Genomic DNA, 22,007 nt, shown 5'->3' with positions numbered 1-22,007 from the left:
GCTAAAACTCAAACTGATAGAGCAGATCAAGTGCCTGGTCTACGCCGGACACTGCTTCCAGATATAGCTTAGGCATCAGGCGATAACGTAACGTGAGTGTAGCCAGTGAGTCAAAGATCCCCACGCCATATTTTACCTGTAGACCCGGCAGTACATAGCCGCTGACCACTACCTGCGAAGAGTCACCCACGCCCTGAGTGTCCAGCGCCAGATTGCTTACGCCAAACGTCTCGCCGATTTTACCCACAACCTGACCACTTTGTGCAACCCCCAGACCGACTAACATCGATGTCATTGCCGCACCATCGCCCTGTTGGCTATCCAGACCCTGGCCGCGCAGCAGGTAGGAGAGCGCTTCCTGCTGCGACATGGCCGGGTCAGAGAAGATCTCTGCCTTAGGTTCATCGGCGGAGCCCGTCACGCGCACGCCCGCAATCACATCATCTTCGGTGGCTTCCGGATTACGGATCGCTTCGATATTGAGTACCGGCTGATCCGGTGGGCCGGAGAACAGCAGCTCACCTTTACGCACAATCAAATCCTGACCGTAGGCATGGAAGCGCCCTTCAGGAATATTGATTTGTCCATTGAGGCCAAGCCCCTGTTGATCCTGCGCCACCTTCAGGTCACCCGTGAGTCTCGCCTTCAGCCCAAACGCGTCCAAACGCACGTTATTCCCCACGTGCACTATAAGATTACTATTGATCGGTATGCCAGCGCTCTTCTGTTCAACAGGTTTCAGATTTTCATTGAGCATAACTTCATCACTGGAGACGCCAACCGCGCTTTCCGGCACTTCGTGAACCACGATGCGCGCCCAGGGCACGTCGACGCGGCCGTCCAGGGTGAAGAGACTCGGCGTTGCCTCAAAGACCACGTCTGGCGACACGTCCAGGCGCACCATCGGCGGTACCGTGATACGCACCCTGCTGCCCTTGGCCGCAATACGGGCGCGCCAGTTGTCGAGCTGGCTCCAGTCTGCGTCACCATTCAGGTTGATTTGTCCCTGCTGTGTCAGCACTGAGCCACTGAGGGTTGAGCTTTGGCCGTTAAAGTTCATCGTCAGCTGGCTTGGCTGCATATCGAACGGCATAAAGTTACCGTCAATGTCCACGCCGTTTAACCGCATTTGGCCAAACAGCTGCGGGCTTTGCGCATCCCCCGCCAGACGCAGGTTGGCGCTTAGCATCCCCGCCGCCTTTTCTCCCCGCGAGAAAATCGGATTCACCATCGCCAGGTTGAAGTTGCGAATATTGACGTTGCCGCCGAGATTGCGCCGCCCTTGCGGATCGGTAATTTGCACCTGTCCGTCAAGCTGACCGTTGTTGGTCAGACGAATAAGCCATCCCAGTTCCGCACGATTGTTACGCAGGTCAGCGTTCACATTCAGGGTGTCGAACGCCACCGGCAGCGGCGCGTCATTGACCTCCTGCGTCACCTTCACGTTACGCCCGGAGAGGGTAACGCTGCCCTGCGGCAGTCCCTCTTTGGTGGTGTCCCACGCGACGTCCGCTTTACCGCTGAAGACCCCGCTGGCCTGGGTGGTTTCCGGCATAAACGGTTTCAGCATCGCCAGGTCAAAACGGTTGAGGTTGATCTGCGCGCGTCCTTCCGCGCCCGCATCAATGGTCTGCGGCACGCACAGCTCAGCATTCGGGTTGGTCCAGCAGTGTGGCCCAATGCTGATCTTTTGCTCCGCATTGCGGTAGTCCAGCGCGATGGATCGGGACAGCACCAGCGGGCCGACCGGCGTGCTGAAGCGGGTGTTATCCAGCACGCCCTTCCAGCGCGTTGCCTGGCGGTCAAAACTGCCCGTCAGGTGCAGCTGCCCGGAGACCGGCTCGCCCTGCACGCGCAGCTGGAGATCGTGCTGCTTTTCGTTACCTTTTGCCGCCAGCGTAACCAGACTGATGTTCACGTCCGGCTGGGAGATACGCTCCACGCGCAGGTCCAGGTTTCCGCCGATCTGATCGGTGGATTTCACGTCCCCTTCGACGCGCACGCGGGCAATGGAAAGTTCCTGCCAGCGCAGGTTATTGGCGGTGATGTCCGCCAGCAGCTGCGGCGCCTCCACTGTACCGCGAACCTTCACTAACCCCTTCGCCGTCCCGCCAAGACCCGGCAGGGCGTTATCGAGATTTGGCGCGTCGATGGTGGCATCCAGATCGAGATCTTTCACCCCCAGCTCGCCTTTGATATCTGCCGTGTTGCGGCCCAGCGCCACGTGCAGGCCCGGGATCACCCACTGGAGATAGCTGTTGCCCTTAAGCGAGCCCTCTACGTTGACTTTGTTCTGCTTCACATTACCGGTGAGCTTGAGTTCCGGCACGTCCATCTGCCAGGTGCCGCCGTACAGACTACCGCGGGTTTTGATCAGACCATTCAGTTTTGACGGCCAGTCCGGGACTTCTTTAGCGGTGTTGATCCCGGTCAGCTTCAGCTCGCCGCGCCAGCTGATCGCCTGCTGCCAGTCGAGCAGCGCGGTCAGCTCGGTTTTCCCTTCCAGCGCCGCCACGGTCAGCTTGTCGAGGTTAACCTGCAACTCGTTACCCTTCGCATCCAGAGTAATATCGGCGGGCGGTACTCCCTGCCCCTTCACTGCCGTACGGAACGACAGCGTGTAGTCGGTCATTTTGCCACTCAGCTTCAGCTTTAGATCGTCGGCCTGGAACTGCTTTTCACCGGTGAACGGCCAGTAAAGCTGCTTGCTGACAATCTCAAGGTTGAGCGGTAGACCGGCCTCTGCCAGCTGGGTTTGCCCGCGCAGTACCATATCCACAGGGCCGGAGAGGTTCACGCCGAACTCCAGCTTCTCGCGCAGCGCGCCGCCGACTTTCACCTTCACCTTCTCGCCTTTCAGCGGATCGATGTTCAGGGCGCTGTTAAGGGTAATATCTACCGGCCAGTTATCGCGCAGCAGCGCATTGCCTGAGGCGTTTACCGACCCCTGGTTGGTATCGATATCCAGCGCGTCGAGCTTCATGTTGCCCTCGATACTGCTGACTTTAAGCAGCATGTTGAAGACCGTCAGATCGGTATCGCCGGTCAGACGCAACTGCTCGCCTTTAAACTCTTCGATATTGAGGTTCAGCGGCAGATGCACGTCGGTCATCTCCGGCAGAACCGGTTTCGAGAAGAGATCTTTCAGCGTTTCACCCAGCGGTTTTTCTTCCGGCTGCGGGTTCTGGATCTTCGGCTCGACGATCTCTTCCTGCGCCACGTCGGCCACCTTCGGCAGCGCAATCAGCAGCCCTTGCAGGGAGGTTGGGGTCAGGGTGAGGTTTTTCTCCTGCCAGCGAAGACCAGAGGTGAAATCCATCACCGATACCGTCGTGTCGTCGATTTTGATATTGACGTTATCCAGCGCGACCCGGTAGAGCGCAATCGGGTACGGCGTGGAGAGATTCAGCGGGCCGCTGTCCTCTTCTTCGACAGGCTCAGACTTCGGCATTTTTTTGGAGTCTATCGCCACGTTCACATCTTTTAGCGACAGATCGTTTACGCAAAGCTGGCTGTCCCGCAGGCAGCCGAGCTTGACCGCCAGATGAAATTCGCCCGCGTTCACCGCCACGCCGGGCTGTTCATAACGAATATTCTTCAGGCGCAGATCGCGCCAGCCGCCCGTCACCTGGCCGATTTCCAGCCCTGGCACCCAGCGGTTCGCGGCGTTAAACAGCAGATGCAGACCTGTGGTGGTACCCACCAGAAATGCCACCGTACCGAGCAGTAATACGATAAAAATCAGCACCCCGAGGCTTATCTTCTTCCATAAACTCATAATTCAGGCCCCAGACCGATGTAAAACTGTAAACCGTGTTCTTCTTTGTCGCCCACCGGAACGGCGAAATCGAGCTTGATCGGCCCGACCGGTGACTGCCAGCGCACGCCCACACCCGCGCCGGTTTTGAAATCGCTGCGGCGGATGTCGTTCACGGCCTCGCCGCTGTCGACAAACATGGCGCCCCACCATTTGCCGCTGACGTTGTACTGATACTCCAGCGAGCCGGTCGCCAGTTTAGAGGCCCCGGTCAATTGGCCTTTCTCGTTTTCAGGTGAGATCGATTTGTACTTATAGCCGCGAATGCTGCGGTCGCCCCCGGCGAAGAAACGCAGATCTGGCGGAACGCGTTCGAAGTCACCGGTTTCGATCCAGCCCAGATTGCCGCGAACCACAAAGCGGTGCTTATCGTAGAGGGTACGGATCCAGACGTTTTGCGCCTGCACGACGGAGAAATCCACGTCTGAGCCCCAGGCGGAGTTGGAATAATCGATGGAGTAGCGCTGAGAATCGCCCCAGGTCGGCATCAGGCCACCGCGCGAGCGGGTACGGCTGATCATCACGCCCGGATAAAGCAGCATGGTGGTGTTGGTGACGTTTGCCTGAGTAAAGTGGTCAAGGCTCCAGCGCAGGTTAATGGCGCGCTGCCAGCCGCTGGAGAGATCCCAGAAGCGTGATACCGCAAGCGTCGTCGAATCCTGTTCGGTATCGTTCAAATCGGTACGCTTAAAGCCGCCCTGCACGAGGTAGTATTGCTCAAGCGGATTTTTCAGCAGCGGCATTTTATAGCTGAAGTCCAGCTGCTGTTCAGGCGCAGACAGGCTGAGGCTGGTGGTCAGGCTGTGACCGTAGGAGTTCATCCACGGTTTTTTCCACGAGGCTTTCACGCGCGGGCCGACGTCCGTGGAGTAGCCGACACCGGTCTCAATGGTGTTCTCGGTGCGCGGTGAGACCACGCCATGCAGCGGTAACACTTTCGTTTTACGGGATTTATCAAATTGCGGTGCCACCACCACGGAGTTAAACCAGCCGGTGGCAGATAAACGACGGTTCAGCTCGCCCAGGTCGCTAGACTGGTAGTAGTCACCCTTTTTAAACGGCACCAGGTTTTGCAGATACTCATCACGGATTTGCGATCCTTCAAAGGTTACATCGCCAAACCGATAGCGCTCGCCGCTGTCGTAATCGATATCCCAGAATGCCTGACGTCGTTCAAGCGCAACGCCCAGCTGGCTTTTGTTGAACTGGCTGTCAAAGTAGCCTTTGCGCAGCGAAACGCTGGTTAAGGATTTTTTAAAGCGATCGTAATCCCCGTGATTAAGCACGGTGCCCACTTTCGGGCGGTTGCTGAGCAGATCCAGGTAGTCACGATCCGTGCGTGCACCGCCGCGCAGCACCACGTTCGTGCCGCCAATCAGGACGGGTTCTCCCGGCGAGACGCGGGCAATCAATACCTGACGTCCTTTAGCCGGCGGCGGGCGTAAATCGAAATCAATGGTGGGTTCGTAGTACCCCAACGCCTTTAAGCCTTCGCGAATGGCGTCATCCACGCGCGCGCGAAAACGCCGATCCGGCGTGACTTCATCGCTCTGGATGGTGGAAAGCTGCGCACGCACGTTTTTTTCCAGCGCCCCGGATAACCCCTCAACCTGCAAACGGACATTCGCCGCGCTGGCAATCCCGCTTGTCAGCATTAAACTGACTAAACATAACTGGCGGATCTTTGTCACGTTTTCTCCTGAATATCCCTGTTTCCACCCTGGAAGCAAATGCAGTGCCGCTCCGCGGCAAAATACGGCCTGAAAGCCAAAAACCCAAATTACGGGTTGAAAAAGGGCCTAACACCCAAATATTTCTTATGATTAAATCTAGACTCATTCATCGCATTTATTGTGTTCAATTAAACGCTTCGTGACAACCTTAACCGAAACAACGCTACCCCGGAGGCCCCACCGTGAGTTTATTTGATAAAAAGCATCTGGTATCACAAGCCGATGCGTTACCGGGACGCAACACCCCTATGCCAGTGGCGACATTACACGCCGTAAACAACCATTCAATGACAAACGTTCCTGATGGAATGGAGATCGCCCTGTTTGCCATGGGCTGCTTCTGGGGCGTAGAACGCCTGTTCTGGCAACTGCCGGGCGTGTACAGCACCGCTGCGGGCTACACCGGAGGATATACGCCTAACCCAACCTACCGCGAAGTCTGTTCCGGTGAGACCGGTCATGCTGAAGCGGTGCGTGTGGTGTATGACCCGAGCGTCATCAGCTATGAACAGCTGCTCCAGGTGTTCTGGGAAAATCATGACCCGGCGCAGGGCATGCGTCAGGGTAACGATCACGGCACCCAATACCGCTCGGCCATCTATCCGCTCACCCCTGAGCAGGAGGCTGCGGCCCACGCCAGCCTGACGCGTTTCCAGGAAGCGATGCAGGCAGCCGGTGATAAACGTCAGGTCACGACGGAAATCGCTACTGCGAAACCGTTCTACTATGCCGAAGACGACCACCAGCAGTATCTGCATAAAAATCCGTACGGCTACTGCGGCATTGGCGGCATCGGCGTCTGTCTGCCTCCACAGCAGGACTGATTACAACATCAGCGCCACGCGAGCCGCGTGGCGCGCCTGTAAGCAAAAGTGTCAGTTCATTACTTAACCACTCTCTGCCCTTTCATCCGGCCACTTTTTGCCGAAAACGTGACCTCTGGCAGATTTACACGCCTTTACGCTATACTACCGCTGAAATAATCGGCTCAACGCTACGAGCTGAGTTCAATGTGTCTTCACACGAATGGTATCAACTCCCCTTCTGAGGATCTGGCGAGAAGCCGGATAAACTATGTTAAACAGTATTTTAGTAATACTTTGTCTTATTGCCGTCAGTGCATTTTTCTCGATATCGGAGATCTCGCTGGCTGCCTCCCGTAAAATCAAACTGAAGCTGCTTGCCGACGAGGGCAACATCAACGCATCACGCATTCTGAAAATGCAGGAAAACCCAGGCATGTTCTTTACCGTGGTGCAGATTGGCCTGAACGCGGTCGCCATTCTTGGCGGTATCGTGGGCGATGCAGCATTTTCTCCGGCGTTTTATAGCCTCTTTGTAAAGTACATGTCCGCAGAGCTGGCCGAGCAGTTGAGCTTCATCCTCTCCTTCTCGCTGGTCACCGGTTTGTTCATTCTATTCGCGGACCTGACCCCGAAACGCATCGGTATGATTGCGCCAGAAGCTGTGGCTTTGCGTATCATCAACCCGATGCGCTTCTGCCTGTATGTCTTCCGTCCGCTGGTGTGGTTCTTCAACGGCCTGGCGAACGTCATTTTCCGCATCTTCAAGCTGCCGATGGTGCGTAAAGACGACATCACCTCCGACGATATTTATGCGGTGGTGGAAGCCGGGGCGCTGGCAGGCGTGCTGCGCAAGCAGGAGCACGAGCTGATCGAGAACGTTTTCGAACTGGAATCCCGTACCGTGCCGTCCTCCATGACCGGCCGTGAGAACATCATCTGGTTCGATCTGCATGAAGACGAGCAGAGCCTGAAGACCAAAGTGGCGCAGCATCCGCACTCCAAGTTCCTGGTCTGTAACGAAGATATCGACCATATCATCGGCTATGTGGACTCCAAAGACCTGCTGAACCGCGTACTGGCAAACCAGAGCCTGGCACTGAACAGCGGCGTGCAGATCCGTAACACCCTGATTGTGCCGGACACCCTGACGCTCTCCGAAGCGCTGGAAAGTTTCAAAACCGCCGGTGAAGACTTCGCGGTGATCATGAACGAATATGCGCTGGTGGTGGGCATTATCACCCTCAACGACGTCATGACGACGCTGATGGGCGACCTGGTCGGCCAGGGGCTGGAAGAGCAAATTGTGCAGCGTGATGAGAACTCATGGCTGATCGATGGTGGTACGCCGATTGAAGACGTCATGCGCGTGCTCGACATCGACGAGTTCCCGCAGTCCGGAAACTACGAGACCATCGGCGGCTTTATGATGTTTATGCTGCGTAAGATCCCGAAACGTACCGACTCGGTGAAATTCTCTGGCTTCAAGTTTGAAGTGGTGGATATTGATAACTACCGCATCGACCAACTGCTGGTAACGCGCATTGATAGTAAACCGACCGTGCTGGTACCGAAGCTGCCAGATGCGGAAGATAAGGTGTCGGCGTAATTTATGAAGGGCAGCGGTGAGCTGCCCTTTCTTTTACCCTCCGAGATTCACTCTAAATTTTAAAAAGGTGATGAATTCAAATAGATAAGCGTTGAGTAAGATATATTGCTAAATTGATAAATTTTACCACTGACTGTGATATATATAGTGTTTTCTTCACTCTCTACTTTTGCTTCAGGATCCGTAGTTATCAGAAATGGAGCATACCCGTTCCTGACATCGCCTAAAAAAGCTTCTTCCGATTTTTTTGACGACGCCAAATAATATTTATATACATTCGAAGTCGTAGCTCCCGCATTGCTTTCTGTAATATACAGTACGGAAACCTTCCCGATATTTTCTTTGCGAATAATGTCTTGCTCAATATAGAGAAACTCATCAACAGCACGCCATATGCCATAAGAAGAGATCAGGATTGCGAGTAATATATAAATTTTCTTCCTAGAAACCAGCACGCTGAGCATAGTCTATCCCCGCTCTAATCCATGTTTGATCTGTAGGATCATCGCCATGAGGATCTGGTCCTTTATTGTTCTCAAAATCAGGAGAACTCGTTCCCGCCAGAATCTGAGCGATACCTGCACCTCGTAGCAATATCTCAGGTTTTATACCAGCAGCAATACCCACCGCTCCATAATGAAAGTTGCCGAAATTTTCGTATTGCCTGCCTAATTGATTTTTATAATCCCAGGGGCCATGCCCTCTAACCTGCTTGTAAAACCAAAGATATGTTAACGCTGATGGACCACGGTGAAAACGAGCTATCATCATGTTGCTTACAACTGATACACCTAAGGGGGAGAAGGAAGATATATCATAGGGAGGATGAGGATTAACTGTACTTACCGGATATCTCATTGTTTACCCCTTTCATTCCAGCTATCTGAAAAAAGCAGGTTTCCGTCACAATGTTTCCATGTAATTTTTTCATAACGTACTTCTACACATTCAAGATGATTATGCTTCTCCTTTAATACATCTTTTGTATCATGCATTATTGGTGAAACCCCAACAATAGTGACGTTCTCTAAAAGCATATTGTTATATTCAACTTCTTGCCCCGCATCATTAATACGATACCATTTAAACTCTGCGCTTATTAATTTCTGGCCTGTACAAACGGCCTTAAATAGATAGGGAGAAGAGGAATCAAACTCTTTCAAAAAAATGATGCTGGAATGCTTCCTTGTTCCTGTAATTTTCCCTGTCAATGGATCAGTAGGAATTGATACGTTATGTGAAAAACCATTAACCTCTATACTTGACTCTCTTCCTTGAACATCTACTGCCCCCTTAATTAACGCACCACCATCATCTTTCAGCCATAAATAAGCAGGAATAGCCATCATCTAACTCCTTTTCAAAGTGAGATGACCATTGTTCCTGCGTAACGAGATAAGTCCAATAAACAGTTAATGCTTTATTGTCCTATATCAACGGTTACAGGCTGAAAAGTAATTTTAGATTAACTTAATAAAACAGTGTGAAATATATTCACATCCCAGAAAGGCTGTGTGAAATATCCAGAACATGAATATATGTAAAACTACGGCTACAAACATCAACGGCTCCCATCGGGAGCCGTCTTTTTAACTACTACTGCATAGCACGTTGGTTAAGCCATCTCAGTTTGCAGACGCATAACCTGACGGTTGACTTCGGACATCACAGACAAGTGCTGTTTGTCCTTCACTTTCGGGATAAGGATTTTGCCCTTATCGAACTCAAAAGCGCCAACATCCTTGATATACAACCGTCCACGGAACAGGATCTTCACGTACTTCGCCACCTGAAGCGGGTTGTAGCGTTGGAAAATTTTCATTCTTGTATCTCCTGCGAATCATACGCCCTTGCGGTGCCACAATCGGCCCGACTGTCCTGAGCGCAAATTTTGATGCCCAATGACTATAGACCAGAACCTCGTACTTACCCAGTGTGCATAAGTTTATTTACCGTTTGATTACAATTATTCAGAATAATCTTTGCAAAGCGTGATACAGAGCAGTATATGCCGTCGTTTTTGCGTGGATATGTGCGTTCGCCCGCAAACTGGCATCGGGATTGCGGGAAAAGCCCATTGATCGCACTTATGATTAAAAGCGCATGACCAAGTGGTCGGATCACCTGCTCACAATAAGGAAACACCATGACCCTACGTAACCTCCTGGCAGCAGCTTGCCTGTTGCTGCCGCTGATGGCTTCCGCACACAACCTTGAAAAAGGACAACGTGTCCCGCCGGTCGGCATTGCTGACCGGGGAGAATTGATTCTCGACAATGATAAGTTTAGCTACAAAGCCTGGAATAGCGCGCAGCTTGCGGGCAAAGTGAGAGTTGTACAGCATATTGCCGGACGTACATCCGCTAAAGAGAAAAACGCCACCCTCGTGGAAGCGATCAAGGCCGCAAAACTCCCGCACGATCGCTACCAGACCACCACCATCGTGAATACCGACGACGCGATTCCCGGCTCCGGGATGTTTGTGCGCTCAAGCCTTGAGAGCAATAAGAAGCTCTATCCCTGGTCGCAGTTTATTGTCGACAGCAACGGCGTGACGCGTAAGGCGTGGCAGCTGGAAGAAGAGAGTTCAGCGATTGTTGTGCTGGACAAAAACGATCGCGTACAGTGGGTTAAAGACGGCGCGCTGACGCAGGATGAGGTGCAGCAGGTAGTAGCCCTGCTGCATAAGCTACTAGCTCAGTAAAGTGACACCCTGAAGCCAGGGTTGAGGAATGACTCGCGCGGGGTGTAGTCCAGTGGCTTACCCTGCCAGTCATGCACATGCGCGCCAGCGGCCGCAGCCACCGCATGCCCTGCCGCCGTATCCCAGACGTTCGTCGGCCCGAAACGGGGGTACAACTGCGCCTGCCCTTCCGCCACCAGACAGAACTTCAGCGACGAGCCGATCGACGTCGTCTGGTGTTCCCCCAGCTGTTGCAGATACTCCTCCAGCTCGCTGTCGCTGTGCGAGCGGCTGATCACCACCAGCGGAGGACGGGCATCTCGCACCTGGATCTGCTTACGCACGCCGCACTCTTCCTTCCAGGCTTTACCTTCCGCCGCGCTGTACATCACCTTCATCACCGGGGCATAAACCACGCCAAGCACCGCCTTTCCTTTTTCAATCAGGGCGATATTCACGGTAAATTCACCGTTACGCTTGATGAACTCTTTCGTGCCGTCCAGCGGGTCCACCAGCCAGTAACGCTGCCAGTGCTGACGTTCGTCCCAGCCCTGGGGCGCTTCTTCAGAAAGGACCGGAATATCCGGCGTCAGGGTCTGCAAACCTTTCAGGATCACCGTATGCGCCGCGATATCCGCCGCCGTCACCGGGGAGTCGTCCGCTTTGCTGACAACATCCATCGGTTTCGCACCGTCGTACACCTGCATAATGGCATCACCCGCATCCCGTGCGAGCTGACAAATTTGATCTAACATTCTCCACCTCTTCGTTAACGCAGTGGGCATAACTTATTGTTTTAGTTATATCGTAATGTGAACAATTCCGCTATCTGTGAAGCAATTCTGGTTTCAGCGTTCTTTTTTCTGGCAGCATTCACACTTCTGTAAGCAACAAATACTACATACATACTCTTTTGTGGCTTGGATCGAAAAAAGGACTCCTCAGATGATTAAGTTTAGCGCAACGCTCCTGGCAACGCTGATTGCGGCAAGCGTTCAGGCAGCGACGGTGGATCTCCGCATTCTGGAAACCACCGATCTGCACGGCAACATGATGGACTTCGATTACTACAAAGATACGCCTGTCGAAAAATTCGGACTGGTACGTACGGCAAGTTTGATCAACGCCGCCCGCAGTGAAGTGAAAAACAGCGTGCTGGTCGATAACGGGGACTTAATTCAGGGCAGCCCGCTCAGCGACTACATGGCGGCGAAGGGGCTGAAGAAAGGCGAGATCCATCCTGTTTATAAGGCAATGAATACGCTGGACTATGCCGTCGGCAACCTGGGCAACCACGAATTTAACTACGGCCTGAAATACCTGCACGATGCGCTGGCAGGGGCAAAATTCCCGTACGTTAATGCCAATATCATCGACGTTAAGACGAAAAAGCCCCTCTTTACCCCTTACCTGATTAAAGAGACCGAGGTTGTCGACCAGGACGGTAAAAAACAGACGCTGAAAATCGGCTATATCGGCTTTGTGCCGCCGCAGATCATGACGTGGGATAAAGCCAACCTCGACGGGAAAGTAACCGTCAACGACATTACCGAAACGGCGCGAAAATACGTGCCGGAGATGCGGGCGAAAGGCGCAGATGTGGTGGTCGTTGTGGCCCACTCTGGCCTCTCGGCCGACCCGTATCAGGCGATGGCTGAGAACTCCGTGTATTACCTCAGCCAGGTACCGGGCGTCGATGCGATCCTGTTTGGTCACGCCCACGCCGTCTTCCCGGGCAAAGATTTCGCCAGTATCAAAGGCGCGGACATCGAAAAAGGGACGCTCAACGGTGTGCCATCGGTGATGCCGGGCATGTGGGGCGACCACCTTGGCGTGGTAGATCTGGTGCTGAATAACGACAGCGGGAGCTGGAAAGTCACGCAGTCGAAAGCGGAAGCGCGTCCGATTTATGATGCCGCTGCAAAAAAATCCCTGGCCGAAGAAGATAAAAAGCTGGTCGACGTCCTGAAGCATGACCACGACGCAACGCGTGAATTTGTCAGCAAGCCGATCGGTAAATCGGCTGATAACATGTACAGCTTCCTCGCGCTGGTACAGGATGACCCGACCGTGCAGGTAGTCAACATGGCGCAGAAAGCCTATGCCGAGCACTATATTCAGGGCGATCCGGATCTGGCCAATCTGCCGGTTCTGTCTGCCGCGGCGCCATTCAAAGTGGGCGGGCGTAAGAACGATCCGGCCAGCTACGTTGAGGTGGAAAAAGGCCAGCTGACCTTCCGTAATGCCGCCGATCTCTACCTCTATCCCAACACCCTCGTGGTGGTGAAAGCCACCGGGAAAGAGGTGAAGGAGTGGCTGGAGTGCTCTGCCGGACAGTTCAACCAGATCGATCCGCACAGCAGCAAACCGCAGTCGCTGATAAACTGGGACGGTTTCCGCACCTACAACTTCGACGTGATCGACGGCGTGGAATATCAGATTGATGTAACCCAGCCCGCGAAATATGACGGCGAATGTCAGGCCATTAATCCGCAGGCAGAACGCATCAAACACCTGACCTTCAACGGCAAAGCGATTGATCCGAATGCCTCTTTCCTGGTGGTGACCAACAACTACCGCGCCTATGGCGGTAAGTTTGCCGGTACGGGTGACAGCCACATCGCCTTTGCCTCGCCGGATGAGAACCGTTCGGTGCTGGCGGCGTGGATTAGCGCGGAGTCGAAAAAAGCGGGTGAAATTCATCCGGCGGTGGATAACAACTGGCGTCTGGCGCCGATCCACAGCGACACGACGCTGGATATTCGCTTTGAGACATCACCGTCCGATAAAGCAGCCGCGTTTATCAAGGATAAGGCGCAGTATCCGATGAAACAGGTCGCGACGGATGATATTGGGTTCGCGATTTATCAGGTGGATTTGAGCAGGTAGCGATGATTGTGCCGGGTGGCGCTTGCGCTTACCCGGCCTACGGGATCGAGGATTGCGGGTAGGCCGGGTAAGGCGAAGCCGCCCCCCGGCATTTCATGCCGCACGATCGTCCCGATTCGCTATCACCTTCGGCGTATTCACCTCAATCCAGTCAGCCAGCGCGGCCACCTTCTCGCTCACCTCCAGCCCCATCGGCGTCAGGCTATATTCCACGTGCGGCGGCACAACCGGATAAGAAACGCGATCGACAAACCCGTCCTGCTCCAGCGCCTGAAGCGACTGGGCCAGCATCTTCTCGCTCACACCGCCCAGCTTGCGGCGCAGATCGCTAAAACGATGCGTCCCCTGACGTAACGCCACCAGGATCAGCACGCCCCAGCGGCTGGTAACATGTTTGAGCACTTCCCGTGACGGGCACTGTTCTGCAAAGAGATTGCCATCGCGCATTTGCTCGCTGAGCGTCGGTATCGGTGTTTTCATACTTACCTTTTTGTGCGTACTTACTAAAAGTTAGTTATGGTGATAGTGTGCCACAACACCAGACAAACACGAAGGAGATTCATCATGATCGCGATTACCGGCGCAACCGGCCAGCTTGGCCAACACGTTATTGAAGAACTGCTGAAAACCGTTCCGGCCAGTCAGATCGTGGCTATTGTGCGTAACCCGGCAAAAGCCGACGCCTTAAGCCAGCGGGGAATTGTGGTACGTCAGGCGGACTATACCGACCAGGCCGCGTTCACCACCGCCCTGAACGGCGTGGATAAGCTGCTGCTTATCTCCTCCAGCGAAGTGGGCCAGCGCGCCGCACAGCATCAGAACGTGATTAACGCCGCCAAAGCCGCCGGGGTGAAACTTATCGCCTACACCAGCCTGCTGCATGCGGATACCTCCCCGCTGGGTCTGCACGTTGAGCACGTCGAAACCGAAAATGCACTGGCGGCTTCAGGCGTGCCTTACGCCCTGCTGCGCAACGGCTGGTACACCGAAAACTACCTGGCAAGCGCGCCGCCAGCGCTGGAACACGGCGTATTCATAGGTGCCGCAGGCGAAGGCAAAATTGCCTCTGCGACCCGTGCGGATTACGCGGCGGCTGCGGCAAAAGTGATTTCTGAAGAGGGTCACGCCGGCAAGGTGTATGAACTGGCAGGTGACAATGCCTGGACGCTGAGCGAACTGGCTGCGGAGCTTAGCAAGCAGAGCGGTAAGCCGGTAACGTATCAGAACCTCAGCGAAGCCGATTATGCCGCCGCACTGAAAGGCGTTGGTCTGCCTGCCGGGCTGGCGGAGATGCTGGCGGATTCCGATACCGGCGCGTCCAAAGGCGGCCTGTTTGACGACAGCCGTACCCTGAGCAAACTGATTGGCCGTCCGACCACGCCGCTGGCGGAGAGCATCAAAGCCATTCTGTAATTGTTAAGAATTGGTTATTTTTTGTGGCATCCCTTCGGGTCATCTCGGATAATGAAGCGATGACCCACAAGGAGGCTCACCGTGCAAGGCGTACCGGAACAGTTTACTGATGAGAGAGACAGCGCGCGCTTTCGCCATCTGGCGCAGTTGCCGGGTCTGGAGCTATATCACGCGCATATTGCTGACTACGCCTTTGAGCCTCACACGCATGAAGCCTTCGGTATCGGCACCATTGAAACCGGCGCCGAACGCTTCCGTTACCGCGGAACCCAACACTTAGCCGCTGAAAAATCGGTCGTGACCATGAACCCGGACGAGATCCACACGGGCGAATCCGCCACCGAAGGCGGCTGGCGCTACCGGATGGTCTATATCGAACCCGACCTGCTGGAAGAAGTCACCGGCCTTCGCCACTGGTGGTTTAGCGACGTGACCCGCCACGACCCGCTGCGCTCGCAGCAAATTGGCCAGCTGATTTACGGCCTTTGGCATACGAACGATGCGCTGGAACAAAAAGGGTTGCTGCTGGATCTGATTGAGACGTTCCAGCCGCTGGCCCGTCACGCGCCGGTAGCCCGGGAGGGCGCGCACCGCTTCGAGCGCGTTCGCGACTATCTGCACGACAACTATATGCGCGCGCTCACCCTGGACGAACTGGCGAGCGTCGTGTCGCTCAGCCCGTACCATTTCCAGCGCCAGTTTAAGGCCCATTTTCACGTCACCCCACACCAGATGCTGATGGCCATCCGGCTGTGGCGCGCCAAAGCATTCCTCACCCACGGCATGCCTGCCGCCGAGGTGGCCGCCGCAACGGGGCTGACCGATCAGTCTCACCTGACCCGCGCCTTTACCCGCCGCTACGGCATTACGCCCGTGCGTTACCAGAAGCAGGTTTCGCCGCGCTTAACGGCTCAGAGCTTTATTGCACGTTAAATACTGTGCTTAGATTATTTATCAGTTATTGCAGCGATACACTGTACCGCTTAGCGTGACGTTAGTTTGTTGGCTGGAACCTGAGCCGAAGTAGGCGCTCCCGGTCTGCCCTGCTCGCTGCGTAAGAATAACGACAACGTTACCCCCCATACTGTAAGCCTGGTTTTTTAAATCATTACGTGCGCCAGTCTCAAGATTAGAGTTTGACGTCCATCCACCCGTGAAAAAGTTTCCCTGGCTGCCCGTCACTTCCCCCAGGAATGTACAATTGCCGGTTGGTTCAGTATTAGTAATACGTACCCGTTCAGCGCCCTGGTTCAAGTTATTTGCTGAGCATGCGGTTAACGCCATACTGAATAATACTATCGCTCTTTTTTTCATGTCTTTATTTTATCCCTTTGAAATAAAATGAGTTATCAGGCATTTTTGTTATACACGCGCGATCACTCAAATAGCGTATCAATAATAGAGTAATGTTACATTCAACTCAAGAATTATAATTCCTCATCTAAAGCCGGTCACAAATAAAACCGGTTTTTGCCGGGCTAAATCCTGAGCACGATAATGGTCTTCGCTTTCATTGATTTCTTCATTACTCCTGTTTCCAAAGATCGCGCTTGGGTTTACAACCATTAGTGCAAACACCGCCATTAAGCAGACTAAAAATAGTTTTATCACAATTATTACATTAACGTTCGATCGTAAGACAAACATAATCGCCAGCTCGCTGTGGCTATTAATATGGTGCAGATAAAAAATGAAAAACCATCAAAACCGCTTACCACGCCTGAAATAATCTAGTAGCCTGCTGCCTTATTGGCAGCCTTAATTCTTTTGGATCGCGAGTCTTTCTCATATTTATCTTTCTCCTCTAACACACTTCCAACCGCATCAATCCATGAATTAGCCGTACAGCCGGTAAAAAGCGTTATTGAAAGCAGCAGTAGCGCATTTTTTAAAAAATGTAATTTCATTTGTTTTCCTGTCAACATCGAACTGACTGTATTTTATTTTACCAGCCGAATGGATAACATCAGCGTTGGCGACAATGTACGTAGGAAAAGTCCCACAATCCTGCGTGGAGAGTTGCGTGTTACGGAAATCAGTCAGTGACGATAAAAAGAGGAAAAACCTTACACGTGAAAGCGAAAAGGGACACCTCGTTCTGTAGTAAAAATGGCTATACTGAGCGTTAAGTAGCAAGTAAACAGAACGATTTAACAACCTATTATTCAACACGTTATATACATTTTACGCATTCAGGTTGTTTTGGTGAAGCCTGATTTGAAATGAACTGACTGCACGGGTTCAACCTACAGCCAGTTTGTCGCCGCACCAGTGGAATGAACCAGGCTAATGCGTTAACATCAGAATAATGCATCGCTTGCCGATTATATTAAGGGTTAGTATGAAAACCGCACTTGTTGTAGACGATCATCCTTCAGTCCGCATGGCATTGAAAATGACATTAGAAAAGATAGGCTTCACTCATGTGGATGAATGTGATAACGGTGCGCAGGCTATAAACCAGATAAAAAAAGGGAAATACAATATCGTCATACTGGATATTGGTATTCCTAACATGGATGGGATGTCGGTTATCGCGGCGGTGCGAAAAGCAGAGATTAATACAAAAATCCTGGTGTTCACCTCACAGTCAGCGGAACTCTATGCCAGCAGATGCATGATGTCCGGCGTGTCTGGATTTTTGACAAAGAATGAGGGTATGGAAGATGTTTCAGCGGCGATCAAAGCCATCAATTCTGGTTTTACATTTTTTCCAAATATAAGCTATGCCAACAATTTTACATCAAAAAAATCATCCTCACTGACAAACCGCGAGCTAGAGGTACTGCGTAAAATCATTGCTGGAATGAAAAATATTGAAATAGCAGACAGCATGTGCCTGAGCAGCAAAACAATCAGTACCTATAAAACCCGGATAATGACAAAAATGGGCGTTACGACACTGGTTGATTTGATCGAGATTGCTAAAAGAGAAAAGATTGAATGAAGCGATGGGTTCACTTTAAGCTGCTGCTTATTTTATTGCCATTGTACGCCTGTGCGGAACCACTGAGCGACAAATCTCTGTCTCTGGAACTTTACCCCGATACAATCATCCAGCGTTTTTATAAGCAATCTCTGAAGGTGGGTGTTTACAGACCCGATTATCCGCCTTTCGATATCGTTATTAATGGCGAATACCTTGATGGGATCAATGCCGACATACTGCGGACAATCCGTAATAATTCGGATATCCATTTCTCTGTCACCCTTTTCGATAACGCTGTCGCTGCTTTTGACGCGCTGGCAGAAGGGTCTATTGATGCGATCACGACCACTGGCCCGGTAACTGAAACGAAAAAATCCAGGTATTCTTATCTCCCGGTTATTTCAACGAATAAAATAGTTGAAATCGCACCCGCGGAAAATAAACCCGATACAAAAGATTACGAGACGATTGCCACCGTTGATCGGTTTATTTCTGATGAGTTTATAAAAGAGCGCTATCCTGAAGCAAAAATAAACCGCTACGATTCCGTACTGAATGCGCTTGCCTCTGTCGCCCTCCATAAAAACGATATCTATGTGGGTGATGCAATAAGTGCTGGTTATTTTTATAACAATAGCGTTTTCAATACTCTTCACGTCAGTCGCCAGCTTAATACCATTAACCAGGCAGAAGGAAAAGTATACTTCGCAATACGTAACTCTGATATAAAAACCAGACAAATCATAGAATCCGGGCTACAAAAGATATCCCAGTCAGATCTGTCAGAATTCATAAGGGGCTGGGATAAATCCAGTGATTTTATCACGCCGGGCTCACCACAATATCTCACCGAAAAGGAAGCCCGGTGGTTACAAGGTAAGAAGCAGTTTTATGTTCAGCTGCCAACAACCGCGCCACCTTTTTCAGAATATGCTAACGGGACGTTTACTGGCATCATCCCTGATGTCTTTAGTCTGATTGGCAAAATGCTTAACGTTACGTTTGCATTTTTGCCAGAAAACCCGTCATCAAAGAACATTAATCCTGATGAGATCGTTGGCTTTGCCAGCTCCGTATACAACACCGATACGCGATATCGGTTTACCCGAAGCTTCATTCAATTTCCTCTTGTTTTCGTTACTCGTCACGGTGAGAGCCTAAAAAAATTGCCTACGCGCGCTCGCCGGATCGCGACTTTTATGGATGTTAATCATCTCGAGGGTTATGATCTCACTTCGTATACCGTTGTGCCTGTATCTTCGACGGCAGCTGCCTATAATTTATTAAGCAGTAACAAAGTCGATGCCGTACTTGATAATTTTGTCTCCGCTAATTATTACACACACACGCATCAATATTCCCTGGCCATAGACGATATAGTTGATGGAAATTTTGCCAAACTTTCCCTGGGCATTTCCGCGCACAATGAAATTTTGTATGAAATAATCAATAAATCATTAAAGAACCTCGCCGGATCTGAACTCGACGATATCACCACGAAATGGACCGCCGCGCCCTCAAAAACAAGTTTCATCGAAGCAAACAAAACCGCCATTCTCTACACGGTAATAGTCCTTCTCCTGCTGGGCATGATTTCCACCGGCTGGGCGCTTGTCCTTCGAAAGCACGTTCGACATGCACAGCGGACCCAGAGAAAACTGGACGATCAGCTGGCTTTGACAAACGCGCTTATCAACGGCACGCCGAATCCCCTGTATGTTCGTAATAAAGATGCAGAGCTCATATCGTTTAATGAGGCCTATACGGAAGCTTTAAAAGATTTCCATATCGAACAGGAATACGCTTTTAGTCAGGCTGAGTTTGAAAATACAACGGCCTCACATCTTTCGTCTCTTGAAACATACCGCCAGGATTTCTTCAGCGTGTTACGGGATAAGGTATCAATCTCGAAAGACCGGGCAATTACATTCAGCGATGGGCGCCCTGATGCCGTGATATATCACTGGATGGTGCCATTCCTGGATGCCGAAGGCCGCGTAAATGGCGTTATTGGCGGCTGGATTGACATCACGTCGAGAATCGAAATGGAAGAGAGCCTAAGAGCAGCCAGGAAGGAATCTGAAAGGGCGAATGTAGCAAAATCCACTTTTCTTGCCACCATGAGCCATGAAATTAGAACGCCTCTGAATGCCATTATCGGTATGCTGGAGCTTGGAACAAAAAAACTCCACGATGGAATCATAGACAGTACCGCATTCGACGTCGCCTATTCTTCGTCAAACGTACTACAGGAACTTATTGGTAATATCCTTGATATTTCCATGATTGAATCTGAAAAACTGGTTATTCATTATACAGAAATGGAGCTCAGAAAAACCATTGAACAGATTATCTCCTTATTCAGGCCTGGCGCGTTCAACAACGGTATCGAGCTTGTACTCCTATATCCAGCAAAGCTCGACGACATCATTGTGACAACAGATGAGCTTCGGTTCAGACAGGTTGTCAGCAATATCATCAGTAATGCCATCAAATTCACGAATGAAGGCGAAGTGCGTGTCGCAGTAGAATGCGTTAATTCTCAAGTCACAGACGTCGCCCTGCTGCAAATTGCCATAACGGATACGGGCTGCGGTATATCGCCTGAAGGGCAACAGACATTATTCCGACCTTTTTCCCAGGCTGATATTAACGGCTATTCTCATCAGTCAGGCTCCGGGCTTGGACTCCTCATCTCTCGCCGGCTTTGTGAAGCTTTGGGTGGAGGCATACAACTTCATAGTCAACCGGGCGTGGGAACCAGAGTCGACATTACGTTAAAAGTGGGCGTAAGCCAACAGAAGAGCAAGCGTGCTGCGGCAGAGGTTATAGATATCCAGCGTCAAAACAGCTCAGCCACCGTTCTTGTCGTTGATGATTTTTACCCAAATCTCATGCTGTTAAATAAGCAGCTGTCATATCTTGGCTACGTCGTGATCGAATGTAGCGATCCTCGTGACGCATATGCTCAGTGGAGAAGCACCGGTGCCGAGATTATTATCACTGACTGTAATATGCCGTATATCTCAGGAATTGAGCTGACAAAATTAATCCGTAAGGAAAACAGCGATACTGTAATTATCGGCCTGACGGCTGATGCCCGCGATGAACAAAGAGGAGCCTGTCTTCAGGCCGGGATGACGGAATGCCTCTTTAAACCCGTTTCGCTCAAAACCCTATCCCTCGCATTAAGCAAATTTGCCTGCGCTATCCAGCCCGCCACAAACGCATGCGCAAAAGCGGAAGATCGGGTCGACCAGCATGTATTTAACTCCTGCTTAGCGCATCTCGACGTCACCATCAGCGATTTGCACGACGCTATCAGCGCGGAAGATTTCTTGCAGATCGCCGAACTTGCTCACCTGATGAAAGGCGGTTTTTATCTTCTGAAGAACGATTCGCTGGCTGACTTATGTACTGAACTGGAAGAAGCCGCAGACAGGAAAACCATCAGCCTCTGCCTTCAGCTTGCGCTACGTCTTGAAGATGCGGTAAGCGATCTCTCGTCATGAACCTTGAGCCTAACCAAGCGCTAATGTTTGGCTTTGACTGAGTATCAGACGCGCTTTTAGATATAATTCCTGACGGCTGTGCGTCCCGATCCGGTCCGACAGTAAAGCGCGCTGACAATAAAGCGTTTTTACCGAGCGAAAGAGCCGTCTGGCCTCAAGAGGAAGTGGGACATCTTTTTCCAGCATTTGCATGGTTCGGTTATCACATCGAGTGAGCAGAGGCAGAACGTTGTCCGAAGCGTGCGAGGCGTAACCGGCAATCCAGCGTCTGATTATTTCAGCCACCGCATAAATGCTGGTATCTGGAGTAATGAACAGTGTTCGTTCATATCCGCTGGTCCCTGACAGCATTCGGAAGCAAGAGTCAGTACAGAAAACAATACGAGGGATCTTCCCTTCCATTGCCGCATCCTCCTTCATCCGCCATACGAACACCTGTGGCAGCGTCATTCCGACAAAGACCTGCACCTGGATCTCTGGCATGGTAATAATGCCTGGCGAAATAATATTCCTGAAAAGCACCACCAGCGCGGAACAAAATACATTATTGGCTCCGCTGATAGAAATACGGGAACGCCCTGTCAGCATCACCTGTTCGGACCATATGACTTCCTGCATC

At 51.8% G+C, this 22,007-nt stretch carries 19 protein-coding genes; 8 read left to right on the top strand and 11 right to left on the bottom strand.

Annotation, left to right across the window (positions count from 1 at the left end; genetic code table 11):
- Nucleotide 1: 1 nt before the first annotated feature.
- Together tamB and tamA are read right to left on the bottom strand one after the other, a co-directional pair.
- The gene (gene tamB, locus BFV65_RS02275; protein WP_069596175.1) at nucleotides 2-3,778 is read right to left on the bottom strand and encodes an autotransporter assembly complex protein TamB; all 3,777 of its coding nucleotides are present in this window, start codon (nucleotides 3,776-3,778) and stop codon (nucleotides 2-4) included.
- Complete coding sequence (gene tamA / locus BFV65_RS02270) at nucleotides 3,775-5,508, bottom strand: autotransporter assembly complex protein TamA (RefSeq protein WP_022646850.1); 1,734 nt, start codon at nucleotides 5,506-5,508, stop codon at nucleotides 3,775-3,777. Before tamA ends, tamB begins: the two co-directional genes overlap by 4 nt.
- Nucleotides 5,509-5,732: 224 nt before the next feature.
- Here tamA and msrA point away from each other — a divergent pair, with 224 nt between their 5' ends.
- Together msrA and paeA are read left to right on the top strand one after the other, a co-directional pair.
- On the top strand, nucleotides 5,733-6,374 hold the full coding sequence (gene msrA, locus BFV65_RS02265; protein ID WP_003856057.1) for a peptide-methionine (S)-S-oxide reductase MsrA: 642 nt from the start codon (nucleotides 5,733-5,735) through the stop codon (nucleotides 6,372-6,374).
- A gap of 250 nt (nucleotides 6,375-6,624) precedes the next feature.
- On the top strand, nucleotides 6,625-7,962 hold the full coding sequence (paeA, locus tag BFV65_RS02260) for a polyamine export protein PaeA (protein WP_022646849.1): 1,338 nt from the start codon (nucleotides 6,625-6,627) through the stop codon (nucleotides 7,960-7,962).
- A 59-nt stretch (nucleotides 7,963-8,021) separates the two neighbouring features.
- Here paeA and BFV65_RS02255 read toward each other — a convergent pair whose 3' ends face one another.
- From BFV65_RS02255 to BFV65_RS02245, 4 genes are all read right to left on the bottom strand, one after another.
- Nucleotides 8,022-8,426: a hypothetical protein gene (locus BFV65_RS02255; RefSeq protein WP_046621024.1), complete on the bottom strand. Its 405-nt coding sequence runs from the start codon at nucleotides 8,424-8,426 to the stop codon at nucleotides 8,022-8,024.
- Complete coding sequence (locus BFV65_RS22240) at nucleotides 8,404-8,820, bottom strand: polymorphic toxin type 44 domain-containing protein (RefSeq protein ID WP_071892806.1); 417 nt, start codon at nucleotides 8,818-8,820, stop codon at nucleotides 8,404-8,406. The genes BFV65_RS02255 and BFV65_RS22240 overlap by 23 nt, the downstream gene beginning before the upstream one ends.
- Nucleotides 8,817-9,308, bottom strand: coding sequence for an Hcp family type VI secretion system effector (locus BFV65_RS02250; protein WP_046621020.1), 492 nt, complete (start codon nucleotides 9,306-9,308; stop codon nucleotides 8,817-8,819). The genes BFV65_RS22240 and BFV65_RS02250 overlap by 4 nt, the downstream gene beginning before the upstream one ends.
- A 269-nt stretch (nucleotides 9,309-9,577) precedes the next feature.
- A complete protein-coding gene (locus BFV65_RS02245) occupies nucleotides 9,578-9,784 on the bottom strand; it encodes a DUF1107 domain-containing protein (RefSeq protein WP_003856054.1) in 207 nt (68 codons plus the stop codon).
- Nucleotides 9,785-10,108: 324 nt separating this feature from the next.
- On the opposite strand from BFV65_RS02245, the gene BFV65_RS02240 reads away from it, so the two are divergent.
- Complete coding sequence (locus BFV65_RS02240; protein WP_069596174.1) at nucleotides 10,109-10,666, top strand: YtfJ family protein; 558 nt, start codon at nucleotides 10,109-10,111, stop codon at nucleotides 10,664-10,666.
- On the opposite strand, the gene cysQ is transcribed toward BFV65_RS02240, so the two are convergent.
- The gene (gene cysQ, locus BFV65_RS02235; RefSeq protein ID WP_022646848.1) at nucleotides 10,660-11,400 is read right to left on the bottom strand and encodes a 3'(2'),5'-bisphosphate nucleotidase CysQ; all 741 of its coding nucleotides are present in this window, start codon (nucleotides 11,398-11,400) and stop codon (nucleotides 10,660-10,662) included. The two genes, BFV65_RS02240 and cysQ, sit on opposite strands and share 7 nt — an antisense overlap.
- Nucleotides 11,401-11,590: 190 nt before the next feature.
- Between cysQ and BFV65_RS02230 the strand changes: the two genes are divergently transcribed.
- On the top strand, nucleotides 11,591-13,534 hold the full coding sequence (locus tag BFV65_RS02230) for a bifunctional 2',3'-cyclic-nucleotide 2'-phosphodiesterase/3'-nucleotidase (RefSeq protein ID WP_069596173.1): 1,944 nt from the start codon (nucleotides 11,591-11,593) through the stop codon (nucleotides 13,532-13,534).
- 93 nt (nucleotides 13,535-13,627) lie between these two features.
- Here BFV65_RS02230 and BFV65_RS02225 read toward each other — a convergent pair whose 3' ends face one another.
- A complete protein-coding gene (locus BFV65_RS02225; RefSeq protein WP_063146643.1) occupies nucleotides 13,628-14,014 on the bottom strand; it encodes a winged helix-turn-helix transcriptional regulator in 387 nt (128 codons plus the stop codon).
- An 84-nt stretch (nucleotides 14,015-14,098) separates the two neighbouring features.
- On the opposite strand from BFV65_RS02225, the gene BFV65_RS02220 reads away from it, so the two are divergent.
- Together BFV65_RS02220 and BFV65_RS02215 are read left to right on the top strand one after the other, a co-directional pair.
- A complete protein-coding gene (locus tag BFV65_RS02220; protein ID WP_022646845.1) occupies nucleotides 14,099-14,947 on the top strand; it encodes an SDR family oxidoreductase in 849 nt (282 codons plus the stop codon).
- A gap of 81 nt (nucleotides 14,948-15,028) precedes the next feature.
- A complete protein-coding gene (locus tag BFV65_RS02215; RefSeq protein WP_069596172.1) occupies nucleotides 15,029-15,880 on the top strand; it encodes an AraC family transcriptional regulator in 852 nt (283 codons plus the stop codon).
- A gap of 21 nt (nucleotides 15,881-15,901) precedes the next feature.
- On the opposite strand, the gene BFV65_RS22235 is transcribed toward BFV65_RS02215, so the two are convergent.
- A complete protein-coding gene (locus BFV65_RS22235; RefSeq protein WP_023305310.1) occupies nucleotides 15,902-16,261 on the bottom strand; it encodes a DUF4156 domain-containing protein in 360 nt (119 codons plus the stop codon).
- A 416-nt stretch (nucleotides 16,262-16,677) separates the two neighbouring features.
- Nucleotides 16,678-16,854 (bottom strand): hypothetical protein, encoded by a 177-nt coding sequence (locus tag BFV65_RS23295; RefSeq protein ID WP_023305308.1) that lies wholly within the window; start codon nucleotides 16,852-16,854, stop codon nucleotides 16,678-16,680.
- Nucleotides 16,855-17,288: 434 nt separating this feature from the next.
- Here BFV65_RS23295 and BFV65_RS02210 point away from each other — a divergent pair, with 434 nt between their 5' ends.
- Nucleotides 17,289-17,894, top strand: coding sequence for a response regulator transcription factor (locus tag BFV65_RS02210; protein WP_069596171.1), 606 nt, complete (start codon nucleotides 17,289-17,291; stop codon nucleotides 17,892-17,894).
- Nucleotides 17,891-21,388 carry an ATP-binding protein gene (locus BFV65_RS02205; RefSeq protein WP_069596170.1) on the top strand — a complete coding sequence of 1,166 codons (3,498 nt, stop codon included), beginning with the start codon at nucleotides 17,891-17,893 and terminating at the stop codon, nucleotides 21,386-21,388. Before BFV65_RS02210 ends, BFV65_RS02205 begins: the two co-directional genes overlap by 4 nt.
- Nucleotides 21,389-21,397: 9 nt before the next feature.
- Here BFV65_RS02205 and BFV65_RS02200 read toward each other — a convergent pair whose 3' ends face one another.
- A complete protein-coding gene (locus tag BFV65_RS02200; protein ID WP_069596169.1) occupies nucleotides 21,398-22,006 on the bottom strand; it encodes a hypothetical protein in 609 nt (202 codons plus the stop codon).
- Nucleotide 22,007 lies beyond the last annotated feature (1 nt).

Source organism: Enterobacter hormaechei subsp. hoffmannii, assembly GCF_001729745.1.
Taxonomy (GTDB): domain Bacteria; phylum Pseudomonadota; class Gammaproteobacteria; order Enterobacterales; family Enterobacteriaceae; genus Enterobacter; species Enterobacter intestinihominis.
This window is presented reverse-complemented; position numbering and strand designations above follow the sequence as displayed.